Raw genomic sequence first — 23,310 nt, forward strand, 5'->3', positions numbered from 1 at the left:
GGCGCGCACTGTACCCTTGTCCTGCGTTCCGTCGCTTTTTGTCGAAGCAGTCTATGTCTGTTTTATGACAGCGAGGTAAAGACTATTCTGCAGCTTTCGACTGAACCGGCCCTCCGGCACGGATGACCGCAAGCAACTCTTCACGACGTTTCGCGGCTTTTGCCTCGTTTTCAGCTTTCACAGGACCAAAGCCGCGGATTTGCAGCGGCAATGCCGCCAAAGCGGTCACCGCGTCGCGCGTGTTGTCGTCAAGTTTGGTCAGCGCCTCGGCCATGTCTTTTTCATACTGCTTGATCAGCGCGCGTTCCATTCGCCGCTCTGTAGTATAGCCAAATGGGTCGAACGGGGTTCCGCGCAGGCCTTTGAACTTGGTCAAAAGCCGCAGCGCACGTTCAAGTCCGGGGCCGAATTCGCGTTTCATCGGACGACCATCCGGTCCGGTTTTTGACAGCATCGGAGGCGCCAGATTGAACGACATCTTGAACTCGCCCTCGAACTCTTCGGATGCTTTCTCACGGCTGGAAAGAAGCAGACGCGCTACCTCGTATTCATCCTTGTAAGCCAATAGCTTGTGATATCCTTTTAAAGCAGCATCGCGCACTGTTTCATCCTCGATACGGTCGAGAAACCGCCGGTATTTCTTGGCCAATCGCCGCCCCTGATAGGCCGTCAACTGATCCGCGCGGAACGCGATCTTTTCAGCTTGCGACTTCGGCAAAGAAATAACCTTGGGGGCCAGCAACGCCTTGGCGTCGTCTGGATACACTACCGCCCACCGACCGATCTCGAACGCGCGCAGGTTTTTCTCGACCGCCGCGCCATTCAGCTCAATCGCCTGATGAATTGCCTCTTTGGTCAGCGGCAAAAGCCCGCGCTGCCACGCCGCGCCAAAGATCATCATGTTCGAAAAGATCGAATCACCCAGCGTCACCCGCGCCAGATCGGACGCATCAAAAAGATCCACCCGATCCCGTAAACGAGCCTGCAAGGCAAGCTCCAGACGGTCGCTGGGCAGGGTGAATTCAGTATCGCGCGTGAAATCGCCAGTGATGATTTCATGGTTATTAACGACAGCTCCGGTACGCCCCTGGCGCGTCAGCCCCAACGTCTTGGCGCCCGCCGACACGACCAAATCGCCACCAATCAGCGCGTCAGCCTCACCGGTTGCCACCCGTATCGCATTGATATCAGATGGTTTCTCGGCAAGCCTGCAGTGGATGTGCACCGCACCACCCTTTTGTGCAAGACCCGCCATCTCCATCATGCCCGCACCTTTGCCGTCAATATGCGCGGCTTGCGCCATGACAGCACCGATTGTCACGACACCGGTGCCCCCGACGCCCGTGACAACCACATTCCATGTCCCGTCGATGGTCGGCAGCGCCGGCGCGGGCAGATCCGGCAGATCCAGTTTGGCCGTTGCCTGTTTCCGGATCTTCGCCCCTTCAAGCGTGACAAACGAGGGGCAGAAACCTTTGATACAACTGTAATCCTTGTTGCAGGTCGACTGATCAATCGCGCGCTTGCGGCCCAGTTCCGTTTCCTTTGGCACGATGGAAACGCAATTCGACTGAACACCGCAATCGCCACAGCCTTCACATACATCCGTATTGATAAACAGACGTTTGTCGGGATCAGGGAACAGCCCCCGTTTGCGACGTCTGCGCTTTTCTGCCGCACAGGTCTGAATGTAGACAATCGCCGAAACCCCTTCAGTCTTTGCAAACTTCTCCTGAACAGTTTGCAAATGCGCCCTTTCGTAGATGTCGACGCCTTTCAGCCCATCGAAGTCAACATCCTCCTTCTCGTCGTAGACAACGGCCAGAGACTTTACGCCCATGGCCTGCAACTCGTGCACAATGCGCGGGGCCGACAGGTCGCCGTCGTTTTGCTGACCACCCGTCATCGCCACAGCATCGTTAAAGAGAATCTTGTAAGTGATATTCGTGCCCGCACTCAGCGCCGCCCGGATCGCCTGCACGCCAGAGTGGTTGTACGTCCCGTCACCAAGGTTCTGAAAGACATGCGTGCGGTTGGAAAACGGCGCCTCGCCAATCCAGTTGGCCCCCTCACCCCCCATATGCGTAAAGCCGGATGTGGCGCGGTCCATCCAGATTGCCATGAAATGGCACCCGATCCCCGCATAGGCCCGGCTGCCTTCGGGCACCTTGGTAGAGGAGTTATGCGGACAGCCAGAGCAAAAATACGGCACCCGCGCCGCGATCTCCTCGGCGTTGTCGGCGCGTCGCGCTTCGTCCAGTTGCTGCAAGCCGGCTTTGACACCATCTGTGGCGCACCCTTCATCAACAAGGACACGGCCAATTTTTTCTGCAATTTCAATCGGGTCCAGCGCCCATTTCGAAGAAAAGAACTCCGCCCCGTTCTTGCGCCCGCCGTACACTCGCCGCCCGCGGCGATCGTCAAAGATGGCTTCTTTGATCTGCACCTCAATCAGCTTGCGCTTTTCTTCAACCACCACGATCAGGTCGAGCCCTTCGGCCCAGTCATGAAAACCTTTCATGTCCAGCGGCCAGGTCTGACCGACCTTGTATGTCGTGATCCCCAACCGTTCCGCATCTTCTTCGTCGATGTTCAACAGCTTGAGCGCGTGCACCAGATCCAGCCAGTTCTTGCCAGCCGCGACCAGTCCGATCTTGGCGCCATGTTTTCCCCATACCCGCTTGTCAATCTTATTGGCATGGGCAAAAGCCTCGGCGGCATAACGCTTGTGGTCTATCAGGCGCGCTTCCTGATCGACCCTGTCATCGGGCAGCCGGATATTCAGCCCCCCCTCTGGCAGCGGGTAATCGGGCAGCACAAATTCATGTCGGTCAAGGCTGGCGTCAACAACCGAGGTCACCTCGATGGTGTCTTTCATCGTCTTGAGGCCCACCCAGACCCCTGCATACCGGCTCAGCGCATATCCGTAGAGGCCGTAGTCGATGATCTCCTGCACACCTGCCGGGCTGACAACCGGCATGTAGGCGTCAACCATGGCAAATTCCGATTGATGCAAGACGGTGGAGCTTTCGCCTGTGTGATCGTCCCCCATCGCCATCAGCACGCCGCCAAACTCCGAGCTGCCAGCCATATTCGCATGGCGCATGACATCACCTGACCGGTCGACCCCGGGCCCTTTACCATACCACAGGCCAAACACGCCCTGATACTTGCCTTCGCCGCGCAACTCTGCCTGCTGGCTGCCCCATAACGCTGTCGCCGCAAGGTCTTCGTTCAACCCGCTTTGAAAGGTAATATTGCTCTCGGTCAGAGGTTTGAGAGCGCGCTGCATTTGCATGTCCACCGCGCCGAGCGGAGAGCCGCGATACCCGGTGACAAGCCCTGCCGTGTTCAGCCCCGCCGCCGCATCGCGGGCGCGCTGAATCAACATCAATCGCACCAACGCCTGTGTCCCGTTCAGCAGAACGGTTGATCGTTCCAGATCGTAACGGTCGTTGAGAGAAATCTTTTCGGTGCTCATCAAACGCCTCCCTCGCTTCAGACTACTGTGGCACAGATTTTGCTGAATAATAGGTCACAATTGTTGACCTGCATACAATTAATTGTGACCTTTTGAGACTTTCAACCGCATCGCACTGTTTTTTGGCTCAAGATATCGCTAACAACCAGACAGAGCTGCAGGGGCACGCAATGGACTGGGACAAGCTGAGAATTTTTCACGCGGTGGCGGATGCCGGGTCGCTGACACATGCCGGGGACAAGTTGAACCTGTCTCAAAGCGCTGTCAGCCGACAGATCCGCGGCCTTGAGGAATCGCTGAATGCCACGTTGTTCCACCGCCACGCACGCGGTCTGATTTTGACCGAACAGGGCGAGCTGCTGTTTGATGCGACCTCAGCGATGGTGCGCCGGCTCGATACCGCCTCGGCACGTATCCGCGACAGCGAAGAAGAGGTTTTCGGCGAGTTGCGCGTGACCACGACAACTGGTTTCGGCACTTTGTGGCTCGCGCCCCGCCTGCCCAAGCTCTACGAGAGATACCCTGATCTCAAGGTCGATCTGATGCTCGAAGAGCGGGTTCTCGACCTGCCCATGCGCGAAGCAGATGTTGCCATCCGGATGAAAGAACCCAGTCAGGCCGATCTCATCCGCAAGCGGCTGATGATGATCAAGATGTGCCTCTACGCCACGCCCGACTATCTCGCCGAGCATGCCGCGCCGAAAAATGTGGAAGACATCACGGAGCACCGGTTGATCTGCCAGAACACGGACAGCGATCAGGTCGGCGCAGGCCGCAGCCTTGTGCAGCATCTGATGACCTACAGCATCCGCTCCACGCTGACCGTGAACAACTATTATGGCGTGCTGCAGGGTGTTCTGAACAATCTGGGCATCGGTGTCCTGCCCGACTATGTGACACAGGATTTTCCCGACCTGGTACAGGTCTTGCCCGATCTTGAGTCGGCAGATGTACCCGTGTTCCTCGCCTACCCCGAAGAGCTCCGGCAATCGCAACGCGTTTCCGCATTCAAGGACTTTGTGCAGGAAGAAATCATCACCTATCGTAAGCAGTTGAGAGACAAGAACAAATAAAACCGCACATTAGCTATGCACAGAATGCATAGCGGACATGCCTCGCGTTTTGCCCATTCTGCCTTGAACCGAGTCACCCTGCACACTAATTGAGCATCACGAAGACGACGGAGCTTCGCTTCGCTCTTCGTACCTCCCTGTTGGACTTGGCCGAGCTTCTTGCTCGGCCTTTTTTTTGGCCCAGCCCGCAAGGGGTACAGCGCGCCTGTTTCCGCACGCCACTAGATGCAGATCCACGCCCCGCCCTGCTGTTTGGAAATCTCGTCAAAATGCAGCTTCAACGGCATGTGCGTGTCAGTGAAAGATGAGGCAAACCCCCGCAGAGGCAGCGACTTGCGCACGAAAAAACCCGCGATCCACACGCCCAGCAACATCCCGTTTTCTTCGCGCAACTCGATGCGGTGGCCCTGCACATCGCCGTTGTCGAGCTGGCTCGAAGCATTTGCCATGCGCGCGTCAAAGCATACCAGCCCATTTTCGTAAAACCGCCAGCGCACGTGATCCCACTCGCATTCGTCAATCGAGGTGGGTTCGGTCCACAAAAACTCGCACCATTTCACCTCACCTTCGGCCCCTTTTGTGACGCCGGTTTCAAAACCGTTGTTCTGCGCTGCCGTCCAGCGCAGATAGCCGGCGGGCTCCACTTCCCGACCGATCGGGATACCGGTATCCGCAAGACCCAGTGTACGTTTGATGACGTTGTCAACTTCGGGCGTGCTTTCGCCGTCCTTGCCTTCCATCAGCTTCGACGCGACCTTTGTTGCTGCACCCCAGATCATAGCTTCACCCGCTGCCCTTTGTTTCTGCGCCGTATTGGAAACATGACACGGTGCCGAATGCAACGCTCGCAGGGGTCGCTGGCCACATTCTCCCCTTCCATGCGCCGCACCGCCCATGTAAGAGAGCGTCGAGTTTTGCCAGCGGGGATACGACGGGACATGCAAGAGCCTGCCATCACACCAGACCTGATCGCCAGTCACGGGCTGAGCCCGGATGAATACGAACGTATTCTCGAAATTGTGGGCCGCGAGCCGACATTCACAGAGCTCGGCATCTTTTCTGCCATGTGGAACGAACACTGTTCCTACAAGTCGTCCAAAAAGTGGTTGCGCACCCTGCCCACTGACGGGCCACAGGTTATCTGCGGGCCCGGTGAGAACGCCGGGGTTGTTGACATCGGCGACGGTCAGGCCGTGGTGTTTAAAATGGAAAGCCACAACCACCCCAGCTATATCGAACCCTATCAGGGCGCAGCCACCGGCGTGGGCGGCATTCTGCGCGATGTCTTTACCATGGGCGCCCGCCCGATTGCGGCAATGAATTCGCTGAGTTTCGGTGCCCCTTCCCACCCAAAGACGCGCCAGCTTGTCAATGGTGTGGTCGAGGGGATCGGAGGCTATGGCAACTGCTTTGGCGTGCCGACCGTGGGCGGCGAGGTCCGCTTTGACCCAGCCTACAATGGCAACTGCCTTGTAAACGCCTTTGCCGCCGGCCTCGCGGATGCGGACAAGATTTTCTATTCCGCCGCCTCCGGCGTTGGCATGCCCGTGGTCTATCTCGGCGCCAAGACCGGACGCGATGGCGTCGGGGGCGCGACAATGGCCTCTGCCGAATTTGACGATACCATCGAAGAAAAGCGGCCCACCGTGCAAGTGGGCGATCCCTTCACCGAAAAGCGGCTGATGGAGGCCACGCTGGAACTGATGGCAACTGGCGCGGTGATCTCCATTCAGGACATGGGCGCCGCCGGACTGACCTGTTCCGCCGTTGAAATGGGTGACAAAGGCGGGCTTGGCGTCCGCCTCGATCTGGAGAATGTTCCGGTCCGCGAAGATGCGATGACCGCGTATGAAATGATGCTGTCCGAAAGTCAGGAACGCATGCTGATGGTGCTGCGCCCCGAACTTGAGGCAGAGGCTAAGGCGGTCTTCGACAAGTGGGATCTCGATTTTGCCATTGTCGGTGAAACCATCACCGAAGACCGTTTTCTGATCATGCACAATGGCACAGTCAAAGCGGACCTGCCGCTGTCAAAGCTTGCCTCGACAGCTCCTGAATACGACCGCCCGTGGGAGCCGTCGTCACCGCCGGCCCCCCTCGGTGATGTGCCACAGATCGATCCGGTCGACGGCCTGCGCGCTCTGGTATCAAGCGTGAATTACGCCGCCAAGTCATGGGTATACGAGCAGTATGATACGATGGTCATGGCCGATACGGTGCGTATTCCGGGCCATGGCGCGGGGATCGTTCGGGTACACGGAACGGACAAGGCGCTAGCCTTCACCTCGGATGTCACACCGCGCTACGTCAAGGCGAACCCTGAAATGGGGGGCCGGCAGGCCGTGGCCGAAGCATACCGCAACCTCTCCGCCGTGGGCGCAAGGCCACTGGCCACAACTGACAACCTGAATTTCGGCAATCCCGAAAAGCCACAGATCATGGGCCAGTTCGTCGGCGCCATCAAAGGCATCGGAGCGGCAGTCGCCGCGCTGGATATGCCCATCGTGTCCGGCAATGTCTCGCTCTATAACGAAACAGACGGCGCGGCCATCCTGCCCACGCCTACAATCGGTGCGGTCGGGTTAATTGATCACGTGGATGAGGTCATCGGCTGCGATCTGGCCGAAGGCCATCTGGCGTTCGTGCTGGGCGAAACATCCGGGCATCTCGGACAGTCCGCCCTGCTTCAGGAGGCATTCGGGCGCAGTGACGGCGATGCGCCGTCCGTTGATTTGGCGCGCGAAGCGGCGCATGGCGCATTTGTGCGCGCCCACGGCGCCCTGATCGCCGCCTGCACCGACCTGTCGGACGGCGGGTTGGCGCTGGCTGCATTCGAACTGGCCGAAATTGCCGGCATGGGCGTAACCCTGACCGACGCCTCCATCGGCACGCTCTTTGGCGAAGATCAGGCACGCTATCTCATCGTGGTGGCGCCCGAACAGGCGCAGGCCTTGCGCGCGGCCGCCGATCAGGCGGATGTGCCCCTCGCCGAGGTAGGCCGGTTTGGTGGCGACACAGTCACCCTCGGCGACAGTTCAGCCCCGCTGAGCGAACTTGCCGCGCTCTACCGCACCAGCTTTGCACAGGCCGTGGCGTGACACAGTGCACGACCCGCTGAGCGCCAGACGAATAATGGCGTGCGTGCGTCAGCACGCGCCGCTGGATTACGCTGTCGCATCGCGCAGCATTTGCATCAGCCGCACCTTTTCGCCCACGTCGTCGGGCTTTGAAATCACCCGCGCCAACTCTTCAATAGACGCGACAGAATGCCCGGCACGAAAGCTGTCTACATAGGGCAGCATGGCACCGATGCCCTGAGCCCGCGGCGCAAACCCTTCCCAGCGTAAAAGCGGGTTCAGCCAGATCAGCCGTCGGGCCGAAAGCTGCAGACGTTCCATCTGGCGCGCCAGCGCTTCCGGGTCGTCACGATCCAGCCCGTCGGTAATGAGCAATACTACTGCTCCCTGCCCCATCACGCGCCGCGACCACAGCCGGTTAAAGGTTTCCAGACAGGCGCCGATGCGCGTCCCCCCCTCCCAGTCCTGTGCCTCGGCACCTGCGGCGGTCAGTGCGGCGTCGACATCGCGCTGGCGCAGATGGCGGGTGATGTTGGTCAGACGGGTGCCGAATGTAAACGCGTGAACTTTGGCCCAGCCGGCCCCCTTTTCGTTGGCAACCGCATGAAGAAAGTGCAGCACGATCCGGCTGTACTGGCTCATGGAGCCGGAAATGTCACAAAGCACCACCAGATTTGGCCAGCGGGGGCGCGGGCGTTTCAGCGCGATCCGGTTGATCTCGCCCCCCTGCCGCATGGCCGCACGAAGGGTGCGCGCCGCGTCAATTCGGTTGCCTCGGGCGCTGGGTTGTGTCCGGCGCGAGGCAATCGGTTTGACCGGCAGGCTCAACCGCGACAGCATCCGCTTTGCCTGCGCGACCTCTTCGGTGCTCATCTGCTCGAAATCCAGCGTCTTCAGACGCTCCTGCGAAGACATGGTCTGGCTGGCGTCGATTTCGATCATCAGCTCTTCGTTGTCCTGACTGTCCGCTTGGTCGGGTTCAGGTGCCTCTGCCCCGTCGAGCAGCGCCTCTGCCGCGCGTTTCTCCGCCGCCTGCGCCTTGCGATCTTCCTGAACGCCGCGCACCGCAGGGATCATCATGGACATCATATGCTCCAGATACCGCGGGTCGCGCCAGTAAAGACGGAAGATCTGGGCAAAGACACGGGCGTGCTCCGGACGATTTACGAAACAGGCGTGCAGGGTCCAGTAGAAATCACGTTTTTCGGTAAAACCGGCCGCCTCAACCGCGCGAATGGCGTCAATCACCCGCCCCGGGCCAATCGGCAGCCCAGCGCGCCGCAATGCCCGGGCGAAATGCGCGATATTGCCCGCGAGTTTCGGGGCCTCCGGCAGGTCAAGCGGCAGGTATTCGGGCATCTGTCCTCCTATTTCGGGCGGCTCTGCCCGCGGCGCGCCCCGCGCCTCCCCCGGAATATTCGGAGGTCATCAAACCTCAGGCCGGGGCAAGTGAAGATTTGACCTCATCCAGGATGCGTTTTGCCTCCGAACCTTGCAGCTTGGCGATGTCGTCTTGGTATTTCAGGATCGCGCCCAAAGTGTCGGCGATCACATCGGGGCTGAGGTTCACCACATCAAGCGCGAGCAGGCACTTTGCCCAGTCGATGGTTTCGGCAACCCCGGGTTTCTTGAACAAGTCCTCTGTCCGCAGCGCCTGCACGAAAGCGACCACTTCGCGGCTGAGGTTTTCCGCAGCCTCCGGTGCTCTTGCGGTAATAATCTGCATCTCGCGCTCGAAATCAGGATAATCCACCCAATGGTACAAGCAGCGCCGTTTCAACGCATCGTGCACTTCGCGGGTGCGGTTGGAAGTCACGATCACAATCGGCGGCTCTGGTGCTTTCACGGTGCCAAGTTCCGGAATCGTCACCTGAAAATCGCTTAGCGCTTCCAGCAGAAAGGCCTCAAAAGGCTCGTCCGTTCGGTCGAGTTCATCCACCAAAAGCACCGGCGCGCCCTGCGCATCGGGCCGCATTGCCTGCAAAAGGGGCCGCTCGATCAGGAACTCGTCGCTGAAAAGCTCCTGCTGCAACGCACGCCGGTCGCCGGCCTGCGCGGCTTCGGCGGTGCGGATGGCGATCATCTGCGCGGGAAAGTTCCACTCGTAAACCGCACTGGCCGCATCAAGCCCTTCATAGCATTGCAGCCGGATCAACCGCCGCCCCAAGCCAGCGGCAAGTGCCTTTGCAATCTCGGTTTTGCCCACTCCGGCCTCACCCTCCAGAAACAGCGGACGGCCCAGCGTGAGGGCAAGAAACACCACAGTGCCAAGCGCGCGCCCGCAGACATACCCCTGCTGTGACAGCATCTCCTGCACGGCATCAATTGATTTTGGCTGGGGCATGGCAGTTTCCTCTTCTCGCCCTGCAAACCTGCACTGCAAGCGCGTGGGGTCAAGCGCGTTTTCCGCTCTGCCCCCCCGTGGCCCCCGATAGCACTGCCCGATTGTCAACCACCTGCGGGCCAAACGGCCTGTTTCCATTTCGTAACCGGCATTTGCGCAGACGCCCCGTGCATGCCGGCTGATCTGTGGTAATTTCACCTACAGTAGTTGTGATTCTTGTGCGCTCGCACCGGCACGGGCACACGGTTGATAGTTGGGGGCCGCCAATGATGGCTGATACGCATATGACCTTCGGGCCGTCGCTCAAGGCGCTGAAAAAAGCTGACTGGCTGGCAGAGGCAAGCGACGCGCTTTCCGACAAGGGCAGCTTTACGGCCTTGGGCAAGCGGCACTGGGCGCTCTGGGCGCAGGGATCATCGACGCTTCTGGTCACCTTTGAAACCCTGCAGGGCATCCAGACGCTTTCGGCCATGGCCCACCCGCTGGGCTGGGATATGGCCAAGGATCAGGGCTGGTCGCACCTCGGCCTGATCTGCGACGGCGACACATGGTTTCGCGACCGCGACGTATACGCCTTTTTCGATGACAAGGTCGACGACGGGTTTTTCGACGGCTTTTCCCATGTAATCTTTTACGGCGCCGGTCCATGCGGCTACGCGGCCGCGGCTTTCTCGGTCGTGGCACCCGGCGCGCGGGTGGTCGCAATACAGCCGCAGGCCACCCTTGACCCCCGCGTCACCGAATGGGACCGGCGTTTTCTCGACATGCGCAGCGTCAGCTTCACCGACCGCTACGGCTATGCCCCCGACATGCTCGAAGCGGCGTCTCGCGCCTATGTCATCTACGACCCGATGCAGACCGAGGACGCCATGCACGCCGCCCTCTTCACCCGCCCGAACGTGACAAAGCTGCGGCTGCCACATATGGGCGGTGCGCTGCAGGGCGATATGCTCCAGATGGGCATCATGCACGAAGTGATTACCACCGCGGCACGGGGCCGCTTGACGCCTGCGCGCTTTGCGGCAATGGCCCGCGCACGACGCGACCACCTGCCCTATCTGCGCCGCCTGCTCTCACGTCTCGAAAGAGACCAGCGCGAGGGCCTGATCCGCCTGCTCTGCCAGAACGTCAATCAGCGCACCCGCGCGCCGCGGTTTGCGCGCCGGCTGAAATCATTGCTTTCGGAAACAGCCTGACGCTGGCGCACCCGCTACGACTATGCTAGCGCACGTCATATGACACAGACGATCCGCATCCGCCGCCCCGACGACTGGCACCTGCACCTGCGCGATGGCGCCATGCTGCGCGCCGTACTGCCCGCCACTGCCGCCCATTTCGCACGCGCCATCATCATGCCAAACCTTGTGCCTCCGGTTGTGACCGGCGCACAGGCCGCTGCATACCGCGACCGCATCCTTGCGGCATTGCCGAAGGGCGCGGACTTTGCACCGCTGATGACGCTCTATCTCACCGAAGACACCGACCCCGATGACGTGGCCGCCGCAAAAGCAAGCGGCCTTGTCTCCGCCGTCAAACTCTACCCCGCAGGCGCGACCACCAACTCTGCAAGCGGGGTGACCGATTTCGACAAGGTCCGGCCGGTTCTGGAAAAGATGGCCGAAATCGGCCTGCCGCTCTGCGTGCACGGCGAGGTCACGGACCCGGACATCGATATCTTCGACCGCGAAGCGGTCTTTATCGACAAAATCCTGGATCCGATCCGCCGCGCCACGCCCGGCCTGCGCGTGGTGATGGAACATATCACAACAGCGGATGCCGTAGCGTACGCCCGCGCACAGGATGACAGCCTCGCCGCCACCATCACAACGCACCACCTCGTCATCAACCGCAACCACATCCTCGCGGGTGGCATCAAACCGCACTACTACTGCCTGCCTGTCGCCAAACGGGAAACCCACCGCCTCGCGCTGCGCGCGGCGGCAACCTCCGGAGAAGGGCGCTTCTTCCTTGGCACCGATTCCGCCCCCCATACGGACGCCAACAAGCTGCTGCCCTGCGGCTGCGCCGGGTGCTTTACCGCGCTCAACACCATGGCCATCCTCGCCCATGTGTTCGAAGAAGACGGCGCATTGGACAAACTCGAAGCCTTCACCTCGCTCAACGGTCCGGCGTTCTACCGGCTGCCACCGAACGACAACACCATCACTTTGCAAAAATCCGCCACAAAGATGCCCGCTCACATCCCGACAGACGACGGTCCGGTTACCGTCTTCGATCCCGGCTTTACCCCGGCATGGTCTGTGGCGTGACGCGCTCTTTCATCTTGCCAGATAAACTCCCGCCGGAGGCTCCCGCCTTCAGCCGCCTTCCCTACCGCCAAGGACTGCGCCAATGATCCCCACCAGCTACCCAGACGCCAAGGAAATGGCCCGCCTGACCGCCCGCATGCTGCTCGAAATAGAGGCGGTACACTTTAACGCGCGCGAACCATTCACCCTCGCATCAGGCCTGCCAAGCCCCACCTATATCGATTGCCGCAAATTGATCAGCTACCCGCGCATCCGCACCACCTTGATGGATTTTCTCACCGTAACCGTCATGCGAAATGCCGGCTTCGAAGCTTTCGACAACGTGGCAGGCGGCGAAACCGCCGGCATCCCCTTCGGCGCGCTGGTGGCCGAACGCATGGCACTGCCCATGAGCTACGTCCGCAAAAAGCCCAAAGGCTACGGGCGCAATGCGCGTATCGAAGGCGCGATGCGCGAAGGCGAGCGTGTCCTGCTTGTCGAAGATCTGACAACTGACGGTGGCTCCAAGCTCAGCTTCGTCGATGCCATACGCGAAACCGGCGCGCACTGCGGCCACACAGCGGTGATTTTCTACTACGGCATCTTCCCTGAAACCGAGAAAACCCTCGGGGACCACGGCGTCGCGCTGCACTACCTGTGCACGTGGTGGGACGTCCTTGCCGAAGCCCGCGCACAAGGCATTTTTGACGATGAGACTCTCGCCGGCGTCGAAGCCTTCCTGAACGATCCGCGTAAGTGGCAGGAAGCAAACAAGAAATAGAAGTCCAACGCCTCCTCACGCGGGACAGGGCAAAAAACTTGTCCACAGTCCCGTGGATAAACCGGCACAGAATCGACCGGCGCCGCCCAGATGTCGCATGCCCGACCGCAACCAATACAATATCTAGTGACGCCCTGCGGCACATGTGTTATGCACAGAGTTATTCGCAGGCTTCTCCACCAAGATTTTCAGATGTCATGGAACTGCATTATTCTGTAAGACCACAGCACCGCCGCCGCAGACGCGCGGGACAAGAGCAGCAAAAGCGTACGCAGGGACAGCAATGAACGAGATAGCCGCCTTTAACGCGACTGGCGTAGACGTACAATCGCCCGAGACCATGCCGCACTCGATCGAGGCAGAGCAGCAGCTTCTTGGCGCCATCCTGACGAACAACGATGTCTATGACCGCGTCGCTTCGGTCATCACGGCCAAGCATTTCTTCGAACCGGTGCACGCGCGCATCTTCGAAATCGCCTCCAACCGCATCGCCAAGAACAATCTCGCCTCGCCGGTGACGCTCAAAGCGTTCATGGAAGACGACGAAGGGCTGAAAGAACTGGGCGGGCCCGCCTACCTTGCCCGTCTCGCAGGCGCGGCCATCTCGGCCTTTGCCGTGCGCGACTACGCGCAGATGATCTACGACCTCGCCGTACGCCGCGATCTCATCCAGTTGGGCCGCGACATCTCGGAAAAAGCCGCACGGGTCGACATCACCTCAGAACCGCGCGAACAAATCGTCGAGGCCGAACAGGCACTCTACGGGCTGGCCGAACAGGGGCAGGTCGAAAGCGGCTTTCAAAGCTTTCTCCGCGCGGTCACCGACGCAGTCAATGTCGCCAACGCCGCCTACCAGCGCGAAGGCGGGCTGGCAGGCGTCTCCACCGGCCTCATCGACATGGACAAGAAACTGGGCGGTCTGCACCGCTCCGACCTGATCATTCTCGCCGGTCGCCCCTCGATGGGCAAAACCTCACTGGCCACCAACATCGCCTTCAACATTGCCAAAGCCTACAAAAAAGGCATCAGCGCAGACGGCTCCGAAGGGGCCGTTGATGGCGGTGTTGTCGGATTTTATTCCCTCGAGATGAGTGCCGAGCAGCTCGCCGCGCGGATCCTGTCAGAAGCATCAGAAGTGCCATCCGAACAGATCCGTCGCGGCGACATGACCGAGGCCGAATTCCGCCGCTTTGTCGACGCGGCCAAATCGCTCGAGGCCTGCCCGCTCTACATCGACGACACCCCGGCCCTGCCGATCAGCCAGCTTGCCGCGCGTGCGCGCCGGCTCAAACGCACCCACGGGCTCGATGTGCTAATGGTCGACTACCTGCAATTGGTGCGCGGCACCGGGCGTTCGGAAAACCGCGTAAACGAGATTTCCGAGATCACCATGGGCCTCAAAGCCATCGCCAAGGAACTCGACATCCCTGTAATCGCGCTCTCGCAGCTTTCCCGTCAGGTCGAAAACCGCGACGACAAACGCCCGCAGCTCAGCGACCTGCGCGAATCCGGCTCCATCGAACAGGACGCCGACGTTGTCATGTTCGTTTTCCGCGAGGAATACTACGTGGAACGCGAAAAACCATCGGACGACAACCTCGAAGAAATGGCCAAGTGGCAGGAACGTATGGAACGTCTGCACGGCAAGGCCGAGGTCGTCATCGGCAAGCAACGCCACGGCCCCATCGGCACCGTCGAGCTTAGCTTCGAAGGCCGGTTTACCCGTTTTGGCAACCTCGTGCAGGCGTGGCAGCAAGGCGCAGATCAGGAATTCTGACCGCGCCCGCATCGCCGCCGGTCGGCGCGCGACTCTCTCGCGGCATTGCCCCCTGCACCTGTGCTCCCACAGACGCGCTGCGGCGCAAAAACCAGCCATTTGCCCCGGCGGCACCACCGCCAGCACCATCTCTCGCACCGGCGCATCTGTTTCCAAATCCGCCTCAGCCGCGGCGGTTTTTGCGCAACCATCCCACGCCACGCACCCTTCCCTTGCGTAAGGGTGCATGTTCCGTGACGTCACATCTCCCCTGCCCTGATTGACGGGCCCGACGCGCCCGCTCTTTGTAAAACATCACACTTTCCTGGGGAGGAATTTCATGAGTACCACGCTCGGTTTCGACCGTATTTATTATTTTGGCGACAGCCTGACTGACAGCGACGAGATTTTCGCGGCGTCATCAGCCGTTGCGTTTTTCGGCATACCGCCGCTGGCCGCAGGCTATGCCGGACAGTTTTCCAACGGCGACGTCTACGCCGATCTGGTCCCTGATCTGATTGGCGTAGAGGGGGGCGAGGCGCTCAACTACGCAGTGGGAGGCGCGCAGGCCCTGACCAACCGCACCATTCAGGAAATCCTGCCGCCGCAGATCATACGCCCGGATGCGCGCCCCGAGGATCTGGCATTCGGTGTCGACTATCAGGCACAGGTGGATCGCTTTCTCGCTGATACAGCAGGTGAGGACCTTTCTGATGCTGCTGTTTCCGTCCTCATCGGCCTCAACGACTTCGGCGATGTCGATCCCTTGTCGCTCATCACCGCTCAGGATCCGGTGCAAGTAGCCTTCCTCTGGGGCGCGCAAATCGCGCAAAGCACGCTGGAATCCACCGTCAACTTCGCTATTGCCGGTGTCGGCACGATCATTCTGAACACAGTACCCGAGTCGCCGGTGTTCCCCTTCAATGAACAAAGCCCCGAAGTGTTCCAGCTTCTTGGCCCGGTCGTGACCGCCGGGTACAACACCACGCTTCTGGCCGGTGTCGCGGCACTGGAGGCAGCAGGGGCAGAGGTCGTCGTCGTCGACTACGGCGCGATGCTTGAAGAAGTCGACCGCAACAGCGACAGCTTCGGTTTCCAGCTCTTTGATCAGCAGTTTCTGCTCGGAAGTCAGGGCTCTGGCGGCATCAATCCCGATTTTGCCGCCATTCCGTTCAATCAGGTGGCGTTTTACGACTCCGTTCACCCGACGGCGGAACTGCACGAGATCATGGCAGCATTTCAGACCGAAAGCCTCACCTCAAAGGTAGAGATTGGCACGGCTGCGGATGAGGACATCAAAGGCACCAAGGGCGATGACCTTGTGCTGGGACGTGACGGAAACGACGATATCGCGCTGTCCAATGGTGACGACGTGGCCATCGGCGGGCGCGGCAACGACGTGATCTCAGGCGGCAACGGTAATGACCTGATCGATGGCAGCAACGGTAATGACCATCTGCTTGGCGGCAACGGCAACGATATTCTGTCCGACGGCACAGGCACCGATGTGTCCAAAGGCGGCAACGGCGATGACCTGCTGATCGACGGGGCGGGCTCGGATATGGCGTTTGGCGGAAACGGCGCCGATGCCTTTATCTTTACCCAAGCCGCCGTACGGGGTCGCGACACCGATGGTATGGACTATTTCGACGGCGGGCGCGGGTATGACACGCTCGTGCTGCGCCTTGCTGATGTCGACATGGACCTTGGGATCACCCAGCAGGGCAGTACAACGATCTATGACGCGCTTGGCCTGACCACAACCAGCATCGAAGAGGTGCTGATCATTGGCGCCGCGGATGTGCCAGAGCTGGACGGCTTTGAAGATGCCCTTGCCACCGCTGATCTGTGGCACCTCGTCTGACGACAGTCTGATCTGCCAGAATTCGCCCCGGTCTGTTGCGCAGGCCGGGGCTTTTTTATGTGTCGCGCCGATTTGATTGGACTTGCGCGCAGCCATGTGGCGCAGTTGCGCCATGCGTGCCCTTGTCTTGACGCTGATGCTCCTGCCCTGCCTCGTTGATGCCAGCGAGACAGAGGTCGACGTCGAACTCGTCCTTGCCGTCGACGTGTCCCGCTCGATGAGTGATGAAGAGCTTGCGATCCAGCGTAAAGGCTATGCAGAGGCGCTGCGCGCACCTGATGTGCTGGCCGCGGTGCAGAACGGCATGTTGGGGCGCATCGCCGTGACGTATGTGGAATGGGCCGGCGAATACGCACAGCGCACCGTCGTTCCATGGACGCTTCTGGCCGATGCCCGCGATGCCGAAGCCATCGCCGCCGACATCGCCGCGCTCGACACGCCCAGCCAGCAACGCACCTCGATTTCAAACGCGTTGCTCTTTGCCGCCGACAGTTTCGACGACAACGGTTTTGCCGGTCTGCGCCGCGTCATTGACGTGTCCGGCGACGGCCCGAACAATCATGGCCGCCCTGTGCTGCGCGCCCGCGACGCGGTGACGGCCCGCGGCATCACGATCAACGGCCTGCCCCTGATGACCACCGATGCCATGAGCGAGCTTTGGGGCATCGACGATCTTGATGTCTACTATGCGAATTGCGTGATCGGAGGCCCCGGCTCTTTTGTGCTGCCGGTGCTGGCGTGGGATGAATTTGCCGCCGCCGTCAAACGCAAGCTGATCCTTGAAATCGCCGCACGCCCTGCGCCCTTGGTACTGGCAAGCGCGGCGCGCGCCTCTGGTTATGACTGCCTCATCGGCGAAAAGATATGGGAACGCAACCGCGGGTATTTCCTGATCCCCTGAGCGGCACAGCAGCGCGCAAATTGCCCCGCGCGGCACCGGCGGCTCTTGACCTTGCGGCCCATCATGTCAAAGAGACGGGATGAGTACTGCGACACTGACCATCGATCTGGGCGCCATTGCGATGAACTGGCGCAACCTGAATGCCGCAACCGGCGTCGAGACCGCCGCCGTGGTCAAGGCGGATGCCTACGGGCTGGGTCTTGCGCCGGTCGCCAAGACACTCGCGCGGGCGGGCGCGCGCGAATTCTTCGTGGCCGTCGCCGAAGAAGGCGCAAAGCTGCGCGAGGTGCTCGGCAAGGGCCCGCGCATCAGCGTCTTTTCAGGTCACATGGCAGGTGACACCGCATTGATACGCGACGCACGGCTCACACCACTGCTAAATTCCGTCGACCAGATGGTGCGCCACGTCGAAGCGCTGCCAGGCCACCCCTTCGGCATCCAGCTCGACAGCGGCATGAACCGTCTCGGCATGGAACCGCCCGAATGGGCCGCGCTGCGCGACATTGCACTCGACCAGTCGCTCACACTGGTGATGTCGCATCTGGCTTGTGCAGATGAACCCGACCACCCGATGAACCACCACCAACTGCAGCAGTTCCGCGAGATGACCGACGGCATCACCGCGCCGCGCTCGCTCGCGGCCACCGGTGGCGTCCTGCTCGGGGCGGATTACCACTTCGAACTGACCCGCCCCGGCATCGGGCTTTACGGCGGGCTGCCATTCGTGGATGCACACCCGGTCGTCAAGCTCGATATCCCGGTAATTCAGGTCCGCGACGTCCACCCCGGTGAAACCGTAGGCTACGGCAATACATGGACAGCACGCAGCCGCGCGCGCATCGCGACCATCTCGGCAGGCTACGCCGACGGCCTGATCCGCGCCATGGGCCCGCAGGCCACGCTGCACATGGGCAGCTCTGCGGTGCCGGTCGTCGGGCGCGTCTCCATGGATCTGATCGGCGTTGACGTCACCGGCCTTGCCGCTGAACCCGAAAGCCTGCAACTGCTCGGCTCGCACCAATCCGTTGACACTGTCGCAGGTTTTGCCGACACCATCGGATACGAAATTCTGACCTCACTGGGAGCGCGCTACAAGCGCGTCTATACTTGATGCACCTGATCGCCGTCCTCGGCCGAACGGTACTGGGCTTCTTCGCCGCCATCGGCCGCGTGGGTATCTATGCCGCGAACACACTGTCGCATATGTTCCGCCCACCCTTTTACGGTCGCGAATTCGCCGCAGCACTGCTGAACATCGGCTGGCTGTCGCTGCCCGTCGTGGGGCTGACGGCCGTCTTCACCGGCGGCGCGCTCGCCCTGCAAATTTACGCAGGCGGCTCGCGCTTCAACGCCGAAGCGGTGGTACCTCAGATCGTTGCCGTGGGTATGGTCCGCGAACTGGGCCCGGTGCTGGTCGGCCTGATGATCGCCGCACGCGTGACGTCCTCCATCGCGGCTGAAATTGCCACAATGAAAGTCACCGAACAGATCGACGCGCTCGTCACCCTCTCCACCCATCCGATGAAATACCTCACCGTGCCGCGCGTGCTCGCCGCGTTTCTGGTCGTGCCGCTGCTGGTGGGTGTGGGCGATATCATCGGTATCTTTGGCGGCTTTGCGGTGGCCACCGGCACGCTGGGCTTTAACGCGGCTGGCTACATCAACAATACGGTCGACTTTCTCGAACCGCTCGACGTGATCTCCTCGCTGACCAAAGGCGCGGTCTTTGGCTTTGGCGCCGCCCTGATGGGCTGCTATCACGGCATGAGTTCAGGTCGCGGCGCCATGGGTGTGGGCCGCGCCACCAAAACAGCCGTCGAAAGCGCAGCCGTCCTGATCCTCGCCGCCAACTTCGTGCTCACGGGGGTCTTTTTCACGCTATGACCGACCTGATGATCGACATGAAAGACGTGAAAAAGTCTTTCGGCAGCAACCACGTGCTCAAAGGCTACACGCTGTCCATTCCCAAAGGCTCTTCGATGGTCATCATCGGCGGGTCCGGCACCGGCAAGTCCATCGCACTCAAATGTATCCTCGGCCTGATGCAACCTGACAGCGGCACCATCCTTGTCGACGGCAAGAACGCCGCTGATGTCAGCGACCGCGACGCTTTCCTCGCCCGCTTCGGCATGCTCTTTCAAGGGTCCGCCCTGTTCGACAGCTTGCCGGTCTGGCAAAACGTCGCCTTCCGCCTGCTGCGCGGGTCACTCAAACGTCCGCGAGAAGAGGCGCGCGCCATCGCGGTGGAAAAACTCCGCCGCGTGGGCCTGAAAGAGGACGTGGCCGACCGCTTTCCGGCAGAACTCTCTGGCGGCATGCAAAAACGCGTCGGACTGGCCCGTGCCATCGCCGCCGAGCCGGAGATCATCTTTTTCGACGAACCCACCACCGGGCTCGACCCGATCATGTCCGGCGTCATCAACGATCTCATTCGCGAAATCGTGGTCGAAATGGGCGCCACGGCGATGACCATCACGCACGACATGTCAAGCGTCCGCGCCATTGCCGACAACATCGCCATGTTGCACGACGGCATCATCCAGTGGACAGGCCCCGTCAGCGACATGGATCAAAGCGGCAACCCCTACCTCGAGCAGTTCATCCACGGCCGCGCCGACGGCCCGATCGAGGCGGTGCGCTGAATTTACCCCGCCGCGTCAGGCTCTGAATGATGTCTTTCGGCCGGTGTGCCGAACCGTTCCCACAGAACCGATGCCAAATACGGACGTCGCAGGAGGCATCCGCTGCGCTTGTTGCGGCAATCCTGCCCCGAAAGGTTGCCGCATGGCTGATCGAACGGCGTCTCCCTGACAGCCTGCACGGCTGGGACCAAAACCTTCGCCCAAAGCAGACGTGGGCGCGGTCGTGTCAGGGCCGGTTTTCACAGCCGTTCAAATCCGGACACCCGCTGCCGCCGGCGATGCCGTTGAACGACCCGGCGGCAAACACGACAAACGCCGCGACCGCATCGCAATCAGGGAATGACCGCCAAAAGGCATTTGCCTGCCGGCAGCACACAAGCATTCGTGAAAATGGCCCGGTTCAACGGCACCGGTTTTATGACACGCCATTCGACATATGCGCTGCCGCTGCGCGAACATCCTGCGGCACGTCAACAGCAAGCCGTGTCTCCAGACTGAGCAACACGCATTTGAACTGCGTCTCAAACGCCAGCATCCGGTCCGGTCCCCGAAAAAGTTGATGGCGAAAGGCCATCGATTTGCCGCCAATCCCCTCCACGGCACTTTCCATCCAAATGCTGTCCCCCGCAGAAAGCTCGGCTTTGAAGTCACTTTCGGCATGCACAACCGCGAAAGAAAGCCTGCGCCCTTCGCGCATATCCTGCGCGGTAAGCCCCAGTTCGCTTTGCACCGCAAAGACCGCATCGGAACACGCCGCAAAATATTTCGACACGTTCATGTGCCCCAGAAAATCGCAATCAGAAGGATCGATAACTGACCGGAAAGAAACAAAAGCGGCCATCTTTTTCCCCCTGCGCGCCCTGACCAAAGTGCGCCACCAAACTACGCCAAACCACCGGCAACCGCAAAAAGTTTCAAAAGCGCGCCCCAAAACTGCACAGATTGTCGCAGTTGCCCAATTCCCTGCCGCCCCGCTCTGGTCATGTCCCCCCGGCAGAATACCTCCAGCCTCCAACGAGGGAGGGAAGACCCGTGAAAGACACATACACAGATCATCAGGAAATCACCGCCACACCAAACCCGGTCGATGCAGATCGCGCACGGCAGGCACAAACGGGCTACGGCGCCATGGCGATCGCCGCGTCCATGGCGGGAGGCTACCGCGAGGATGGCAAGCAAGGGCCGATTGTTACGGCGGCCAAGCTGTTTTGCATCCTGTTTGCCTTTCTGGCCCCCAGCTTGCTGCTGATCGACGTGGCTCTGAACTGATCAGCCACTCCCACGCATGGACGTCTCTGACCGGGTCTGCGTTACGCGCAGTGCCCGGCACTTTGACGCGTGTCCACCGTCACTTTGCCAGATAAACTCCCGCCGGAGGCTCCCGCCGTCGCCGCCCGCGCCCTCGCCCGCCAACTTTGGCCGCCACCCGACAGACAACCGCACATCTCGGGTGGCTGCCACCATCGACAAATCCCCCGCCCCGTCGCACTGGCCGACACGCGCCCACCGTCACTTTGCAAAATAAACTCCCGCCGGAGGCTCCCTCGACCGCCGCGCACGCGCCCTTAACCTTTTGCGCACCTTCGTCGAAAAACCGCCGCTGCACCGTTGTAATACCGACGTTACACCGACGTATTACCGCATCCCGAATTGACCTGTTTTACAAAGCCCTGCGCGCTTGTGCGACATGGCGGCGTACGGTGCCTGCGTACGCCGGCGCAACAAAGATTTGAGGTTTGACGACACCGGCGCTTCAGGCCACAAGAGTGCATGGCAAAATCACCCTCCTTTTCCTGCGCCGCCTGCGGCAATGTCACGACAAAATGGGCAGGCCGCTGCGAAGCCTGCGGCGAATGGAACACCATTGCGGAAGACGCAGGTATCTCCAAAGGCCCGACCAAATCTCTGGGGGGCAAGCGCGGCGCGGCGGTCCACCTGACCGATCTTGGCACCGAAGAAACCCCGCCCCCCCGCACCACCAGCGGCATCGCCGAACTTGACCGTGTTCTGGGCGGCGGGCTGGTGCCGGCGTCGGCGATTCTGGTGGGCGGCGATCCGGGGATCGGCAAATCGACCCTGCTGCTGCAGGCGGCGGCGCAGTTTGCGCGAAGCGGCCTGAAAACGATTTATGTCTCCGGTGAGGAGGCCTCAGCCCAGGTGCGCATGCGCGCCCAGCGCCTTGGGTTGTCCGACGCCCCTGTTCAACTGGCGGCCGAGACCAATCTGCGCGATATCCTGACCACGCTCGAGACCGAAAAGCCGCAACTGGCCATCATCGATTCCATCCAGACCATGTGGGCCGACAACGTCGAAGCGGCGCCCGGATCGGTCAGTCAGGTCCGCTCCGCCGCACATGAGCTCACGAGTTTTGCCAAACGGCGCGGCGTCAGCGTCGTCCTTGTGGGCCACGTCACCAAAGAGGGACAGATCGCCGGTCCCCGTGTTGTTGAACACATGGTCGATACGGTTCTCTACTTCGAGGGCGAACGCGGCCACCAGTTCCGCATTCTGCGCGCCGTCAAGAACCGCTTTGGCCCCGCCGACGAGATCGGCGTGTTTGAAATGACCGGACAGGGCCTTGCCGAAGTCGGCAATCCTTCGGCGCTTTTCCTGTCAGAGCGCGGCACCCCGTCACCGGGTTCAGTCGTTTTCGCGGGCATCGAAGGCACCCGCCCCGTTCTCGTTGAGTTTCAGGCACTTGTCGCCCCTTCCCCCCATGCGCAGGCTCGCCGTACAGTCGTCGGCTGGGATGGTGGACGGCTCGCGATGATCCTCGCCGTGCTCGAGGCGCGATGCGGGATTCCCTTCGCCGGGCTGGATGTCTACCTCAATGTCGCCGGCGGGATGAAAGTGTCCGAACCGGCAGCAGACCTCGCGGTCGCCGCGGCTTTGCTCAGCGCGCGCGAAGACGCAGCCTTGCCCTCGGATACCGTTGTTTTTGGCGAAATCAGCCTGTCCGGAGCCCTCAGACCGGCCTCTCAGACCGAAAATAGGTTGAAAGAAGCGCAAAAACTTGGTTTCACCAATGCAATCGCCGCCGCAGGTGGCAAGCCCGTAGGTGTTCAGGGTATCGCGCTCAACAAAATGAGTGACCTGACCGGCTTTGTGGGCGAAGTATTCGGCGCAGGATAAGCGCCCGAGC

18 protein-coding genes are annotated in these 23,310 nt (G+C 60.9%); 13 read left to right on the top strand and 5 right to left on the bottom strand.

Annotated features, from left to right (window positions below):
* Nucleotides 1-82: 82 nt before the first annotated feature.
* Entirely contained in the window at nt 83-3,481 is a 3,399-nt protein-coding gene (locus tag AC2D8V_RS07965; protein WP_484732998.1) for an indolepyruvate ferredoxin oxidoreductase family protein, read from the bottom strand.
* Nucleotides 3,482-3,651: 170 nt separating this feature from the next.
* Here AC2D8V_RS07965 and AC2D8V_RS07970 point away from each other — a divergent pair, with 170 nt between their 5' ends.
* On the top strand, nt 3,652-4,554 hold the full coding sequence (locus AC2D8V_RS07970; RefSeq protein ID WP_484732999.1) for a LysR family transcriptional regulator: 903 nt from the start codon (nt 3,652-3,654) through the stop codon (nt 4,552-4,554).
* A gap of 221 nt (nt 4,555-4,775) precedes the next feature.
* Here AC2D8V_RS07970 and AC2D8V_RS07975 read toward each other — a convergent pair whose 3' ends face one another.
* Nucleotides 4,776-5,333, bottom strand: coding sequence for a hypothetical protein (locus AC2D8V_RS07975; RefSeq protein WP_484733000.1), 558 nt, complete (start codon nt 5,331-5,333; stop codon nt 4,776-4,778).
* A 159-nt stretch (nt 5,334-5,492) separates the two neighbouring features.
* On the opposite strand from AC2D8V_RS07975, the gene purL reads away from it, so the two are divergent.
* The gene (gene purL, locus AC2D8V_RS07980) at nt 5,493-7,652 is read left to right on the top strand and encodes a phosphoribosylformylglycinamidine synthase subunit PurL (protein WP_484733001.1); all 2,160 of its coding nucleotides are present in this window, start codon (nt 5,493-5,495) and stop codon (nt 7,650-7,652) included.
* A gap of 66 nt (nt 7,653-7,718) precedes the next feature.
* On the opposite strand, the gene AC2D8V_RS07985 is transcribed toward purL, so the two are convergent.
* Nucleotides 7,719-8,990: a vWA domain-containing protein gene (locus AC2D8V_RS07985; RefSeq protein WP_484733002.1), complete on the bottom strand. Its 1,272-nt coding sequence runs from the start codon at nt 8,988-8,990 to the stop codon at nt 7,719-7,721.
* A gap of 76 nt (nt 8,991-9,066) precedes the next feature.
* Complete coding sequence (locus AC2D8V_RS07990; protein ID WP_484733003.1) at nt 9,067-9,975, bottom strand: AAA family ATPase; 909 nt, start codon at nt 9,973-9,975, stop codon at nt 9,067-9,069.
* A gap of 269 nt (nt 9,976-10,244) precedes the next feature.
* On the opposite strand from AC2D8V_RS07990, the gene AC2D8V_RS07995 reads away from it, so the two are divergent.
* The 9 genes from AC2D8V_RS07995 (at nt 10,245) to AC2D8V_RS08035 (ending at nt 20,168) form a co-directional block, all read left to right on the top strand.
* On the top strand, nt 10,245-11,171 hold the full coding sequence (locus tag AC2D8V_RS07995) for a phosphoadenosine phosphosulfate reductase (protein WP_484733004.1): 927 nt from the start codon (nt 10,245-10,247) through the stop codon (nt 11,169-11,171).
* Nucleotides 11,172-11,210: 39 nt separating this feature from the next.
* On the top strand, nt 11,211-12,245 hold the full coding sequence (gene pyrC / locus AC2D8V_RS08000) for a dihydroorotase (protein ID WP_484733005.1): 1,035 nt from the start codon (nt 11,211-11,213) through the stop codon (nt 12,243-12,245).
* Nucleotides 12,246-12,327: 82 nt separating this feature from the next.
* Nucleotides 12,328-13,005, top strand: coding sequence for an orotate phosphoribosyltransferase (locus AC2D8V_RS08005; protein ID WP_484733006.1), 678 nt, complete (start codon nt 12,328-12,330; stop codon nt 13,003-13,005).
* A 283-nt stretch (nt 13,006-13,288) separates the two neighbouring features.
* Nucleotides 13,289-14,782: a replicative DNA helicase gene (locus tag AC2D8V_RS08010; RefSeq protein ID WP_484733007.1), complete on the top strand. Its 1,494-nt coding sequence runs from the start codon at nt 13,289-13,291 to the stop codon at nt 14,780-14,782.
* A gap of 319 nt (nt 14,783-15,101) precedes the next feature.
* Nucleotides 15,102-16,625 (top strand): SGNH/GDSL hydrolase family protein, encoded by a 1,524-nt coding sequence (locus AC2D8V_RS08015; protein WP_484733008.1) that lies wholly within the window; start codon nt 15,102-15,104, stop codon nt 16,623-16,625.
* A 112-nt stretch (nt 16,626-16,737) separates the two neighbouring features.
* Complete coding sequence (locus tag AC2D8V_RS08020; RefSeq protein WP_484733009.1) at nt 16,738-17,526, top strand: DUF1194 domain-containing protein; 789 nt, start codon at nt 16,738-16,740, stop codon at nt 17,524-17,526.
* 79 nt (nt 17,527-17,605) lie between these two features.
* Nucleotides 17,606-18,637: an alanine racemase gene (gene alr / locus AC2D8V_RS08025; RefSeq protein ID WP_484733010.1), complete on the top strand. Its 1,032-nt coding sequence runs from the start codon at nt 17,606-17,608 to the stop codon at nt 18,635-18,637.
* A complete protein-coding gene (locus AC2D8V_RS08030; RefSeq protein WP_484733011.1) occupies nt 18,637-19,410 on the top strand; it encodes an MlaE family ABC transporter permease in 774 nt (257 codons plus the stop codon). Before alr ends, AC2D8V_RS08030 begins: the two co-directional genes overlap by 1 nt.
* 8 nt (nt 19,411-19,418) lie before the next feature.
* A complete protein-coding gene (locus AC2D8V_RS08035; protein ID WP_484733877.1) occupies nt 19,419-20,168 on the top strand; it encodes an ABC transporter ATP-binding protein in 750 nt (249 codons plus the stop codon).
* Between the two features lie 415 nt (nt 20,169-20,583).
* On the opposite strand, the gene AC2D8V_RS08040 is transcribed toward AC2D8V_RS08035, so the two are convergent.
* A complete protein-coding gene (locus AC2D8V_RS08040; protein WP_484733012.1) occupies nt 20,584-21,009 on the bottom strand; it encodes an acyl-CoA thioesterase in 426 nt (141 codons plus the stop codon).
* Nucleotides 21,010-21,200: 191 nt separating this feature from the next.
* Between AC2D8V_RS08040 and AC2D8V_RS08045 the strand changes: the two genes are divergently transcribed.
* Entirely contained in the window at nt 21,201-21,437 is a 237-nt protein-coding gene (locus AC2D8V_RS08045) for a hypothetical protein (protein WP_484733013.1), read from the top strand.
* 501 nt (nt 21,438-21,938) lie between these two features.
* Nucleotides 21,939-23,300: a DNA repair protein RadA gene (gene radA, locus AC2D8V_RS08050; RefSeq protein ID WP_484733014.1), complete on the top strand. Its 1,362-nt coding sequence runs from the start codon at nt 21,939-21,941 to the stop codon at nt 23,298-23,300.
* Nucleotides 23,301-23,310: the final 10 nt, after the last annotated feature.

This window comes from Roseobacter sp. YIN89, from assembly GCF_057219365.1.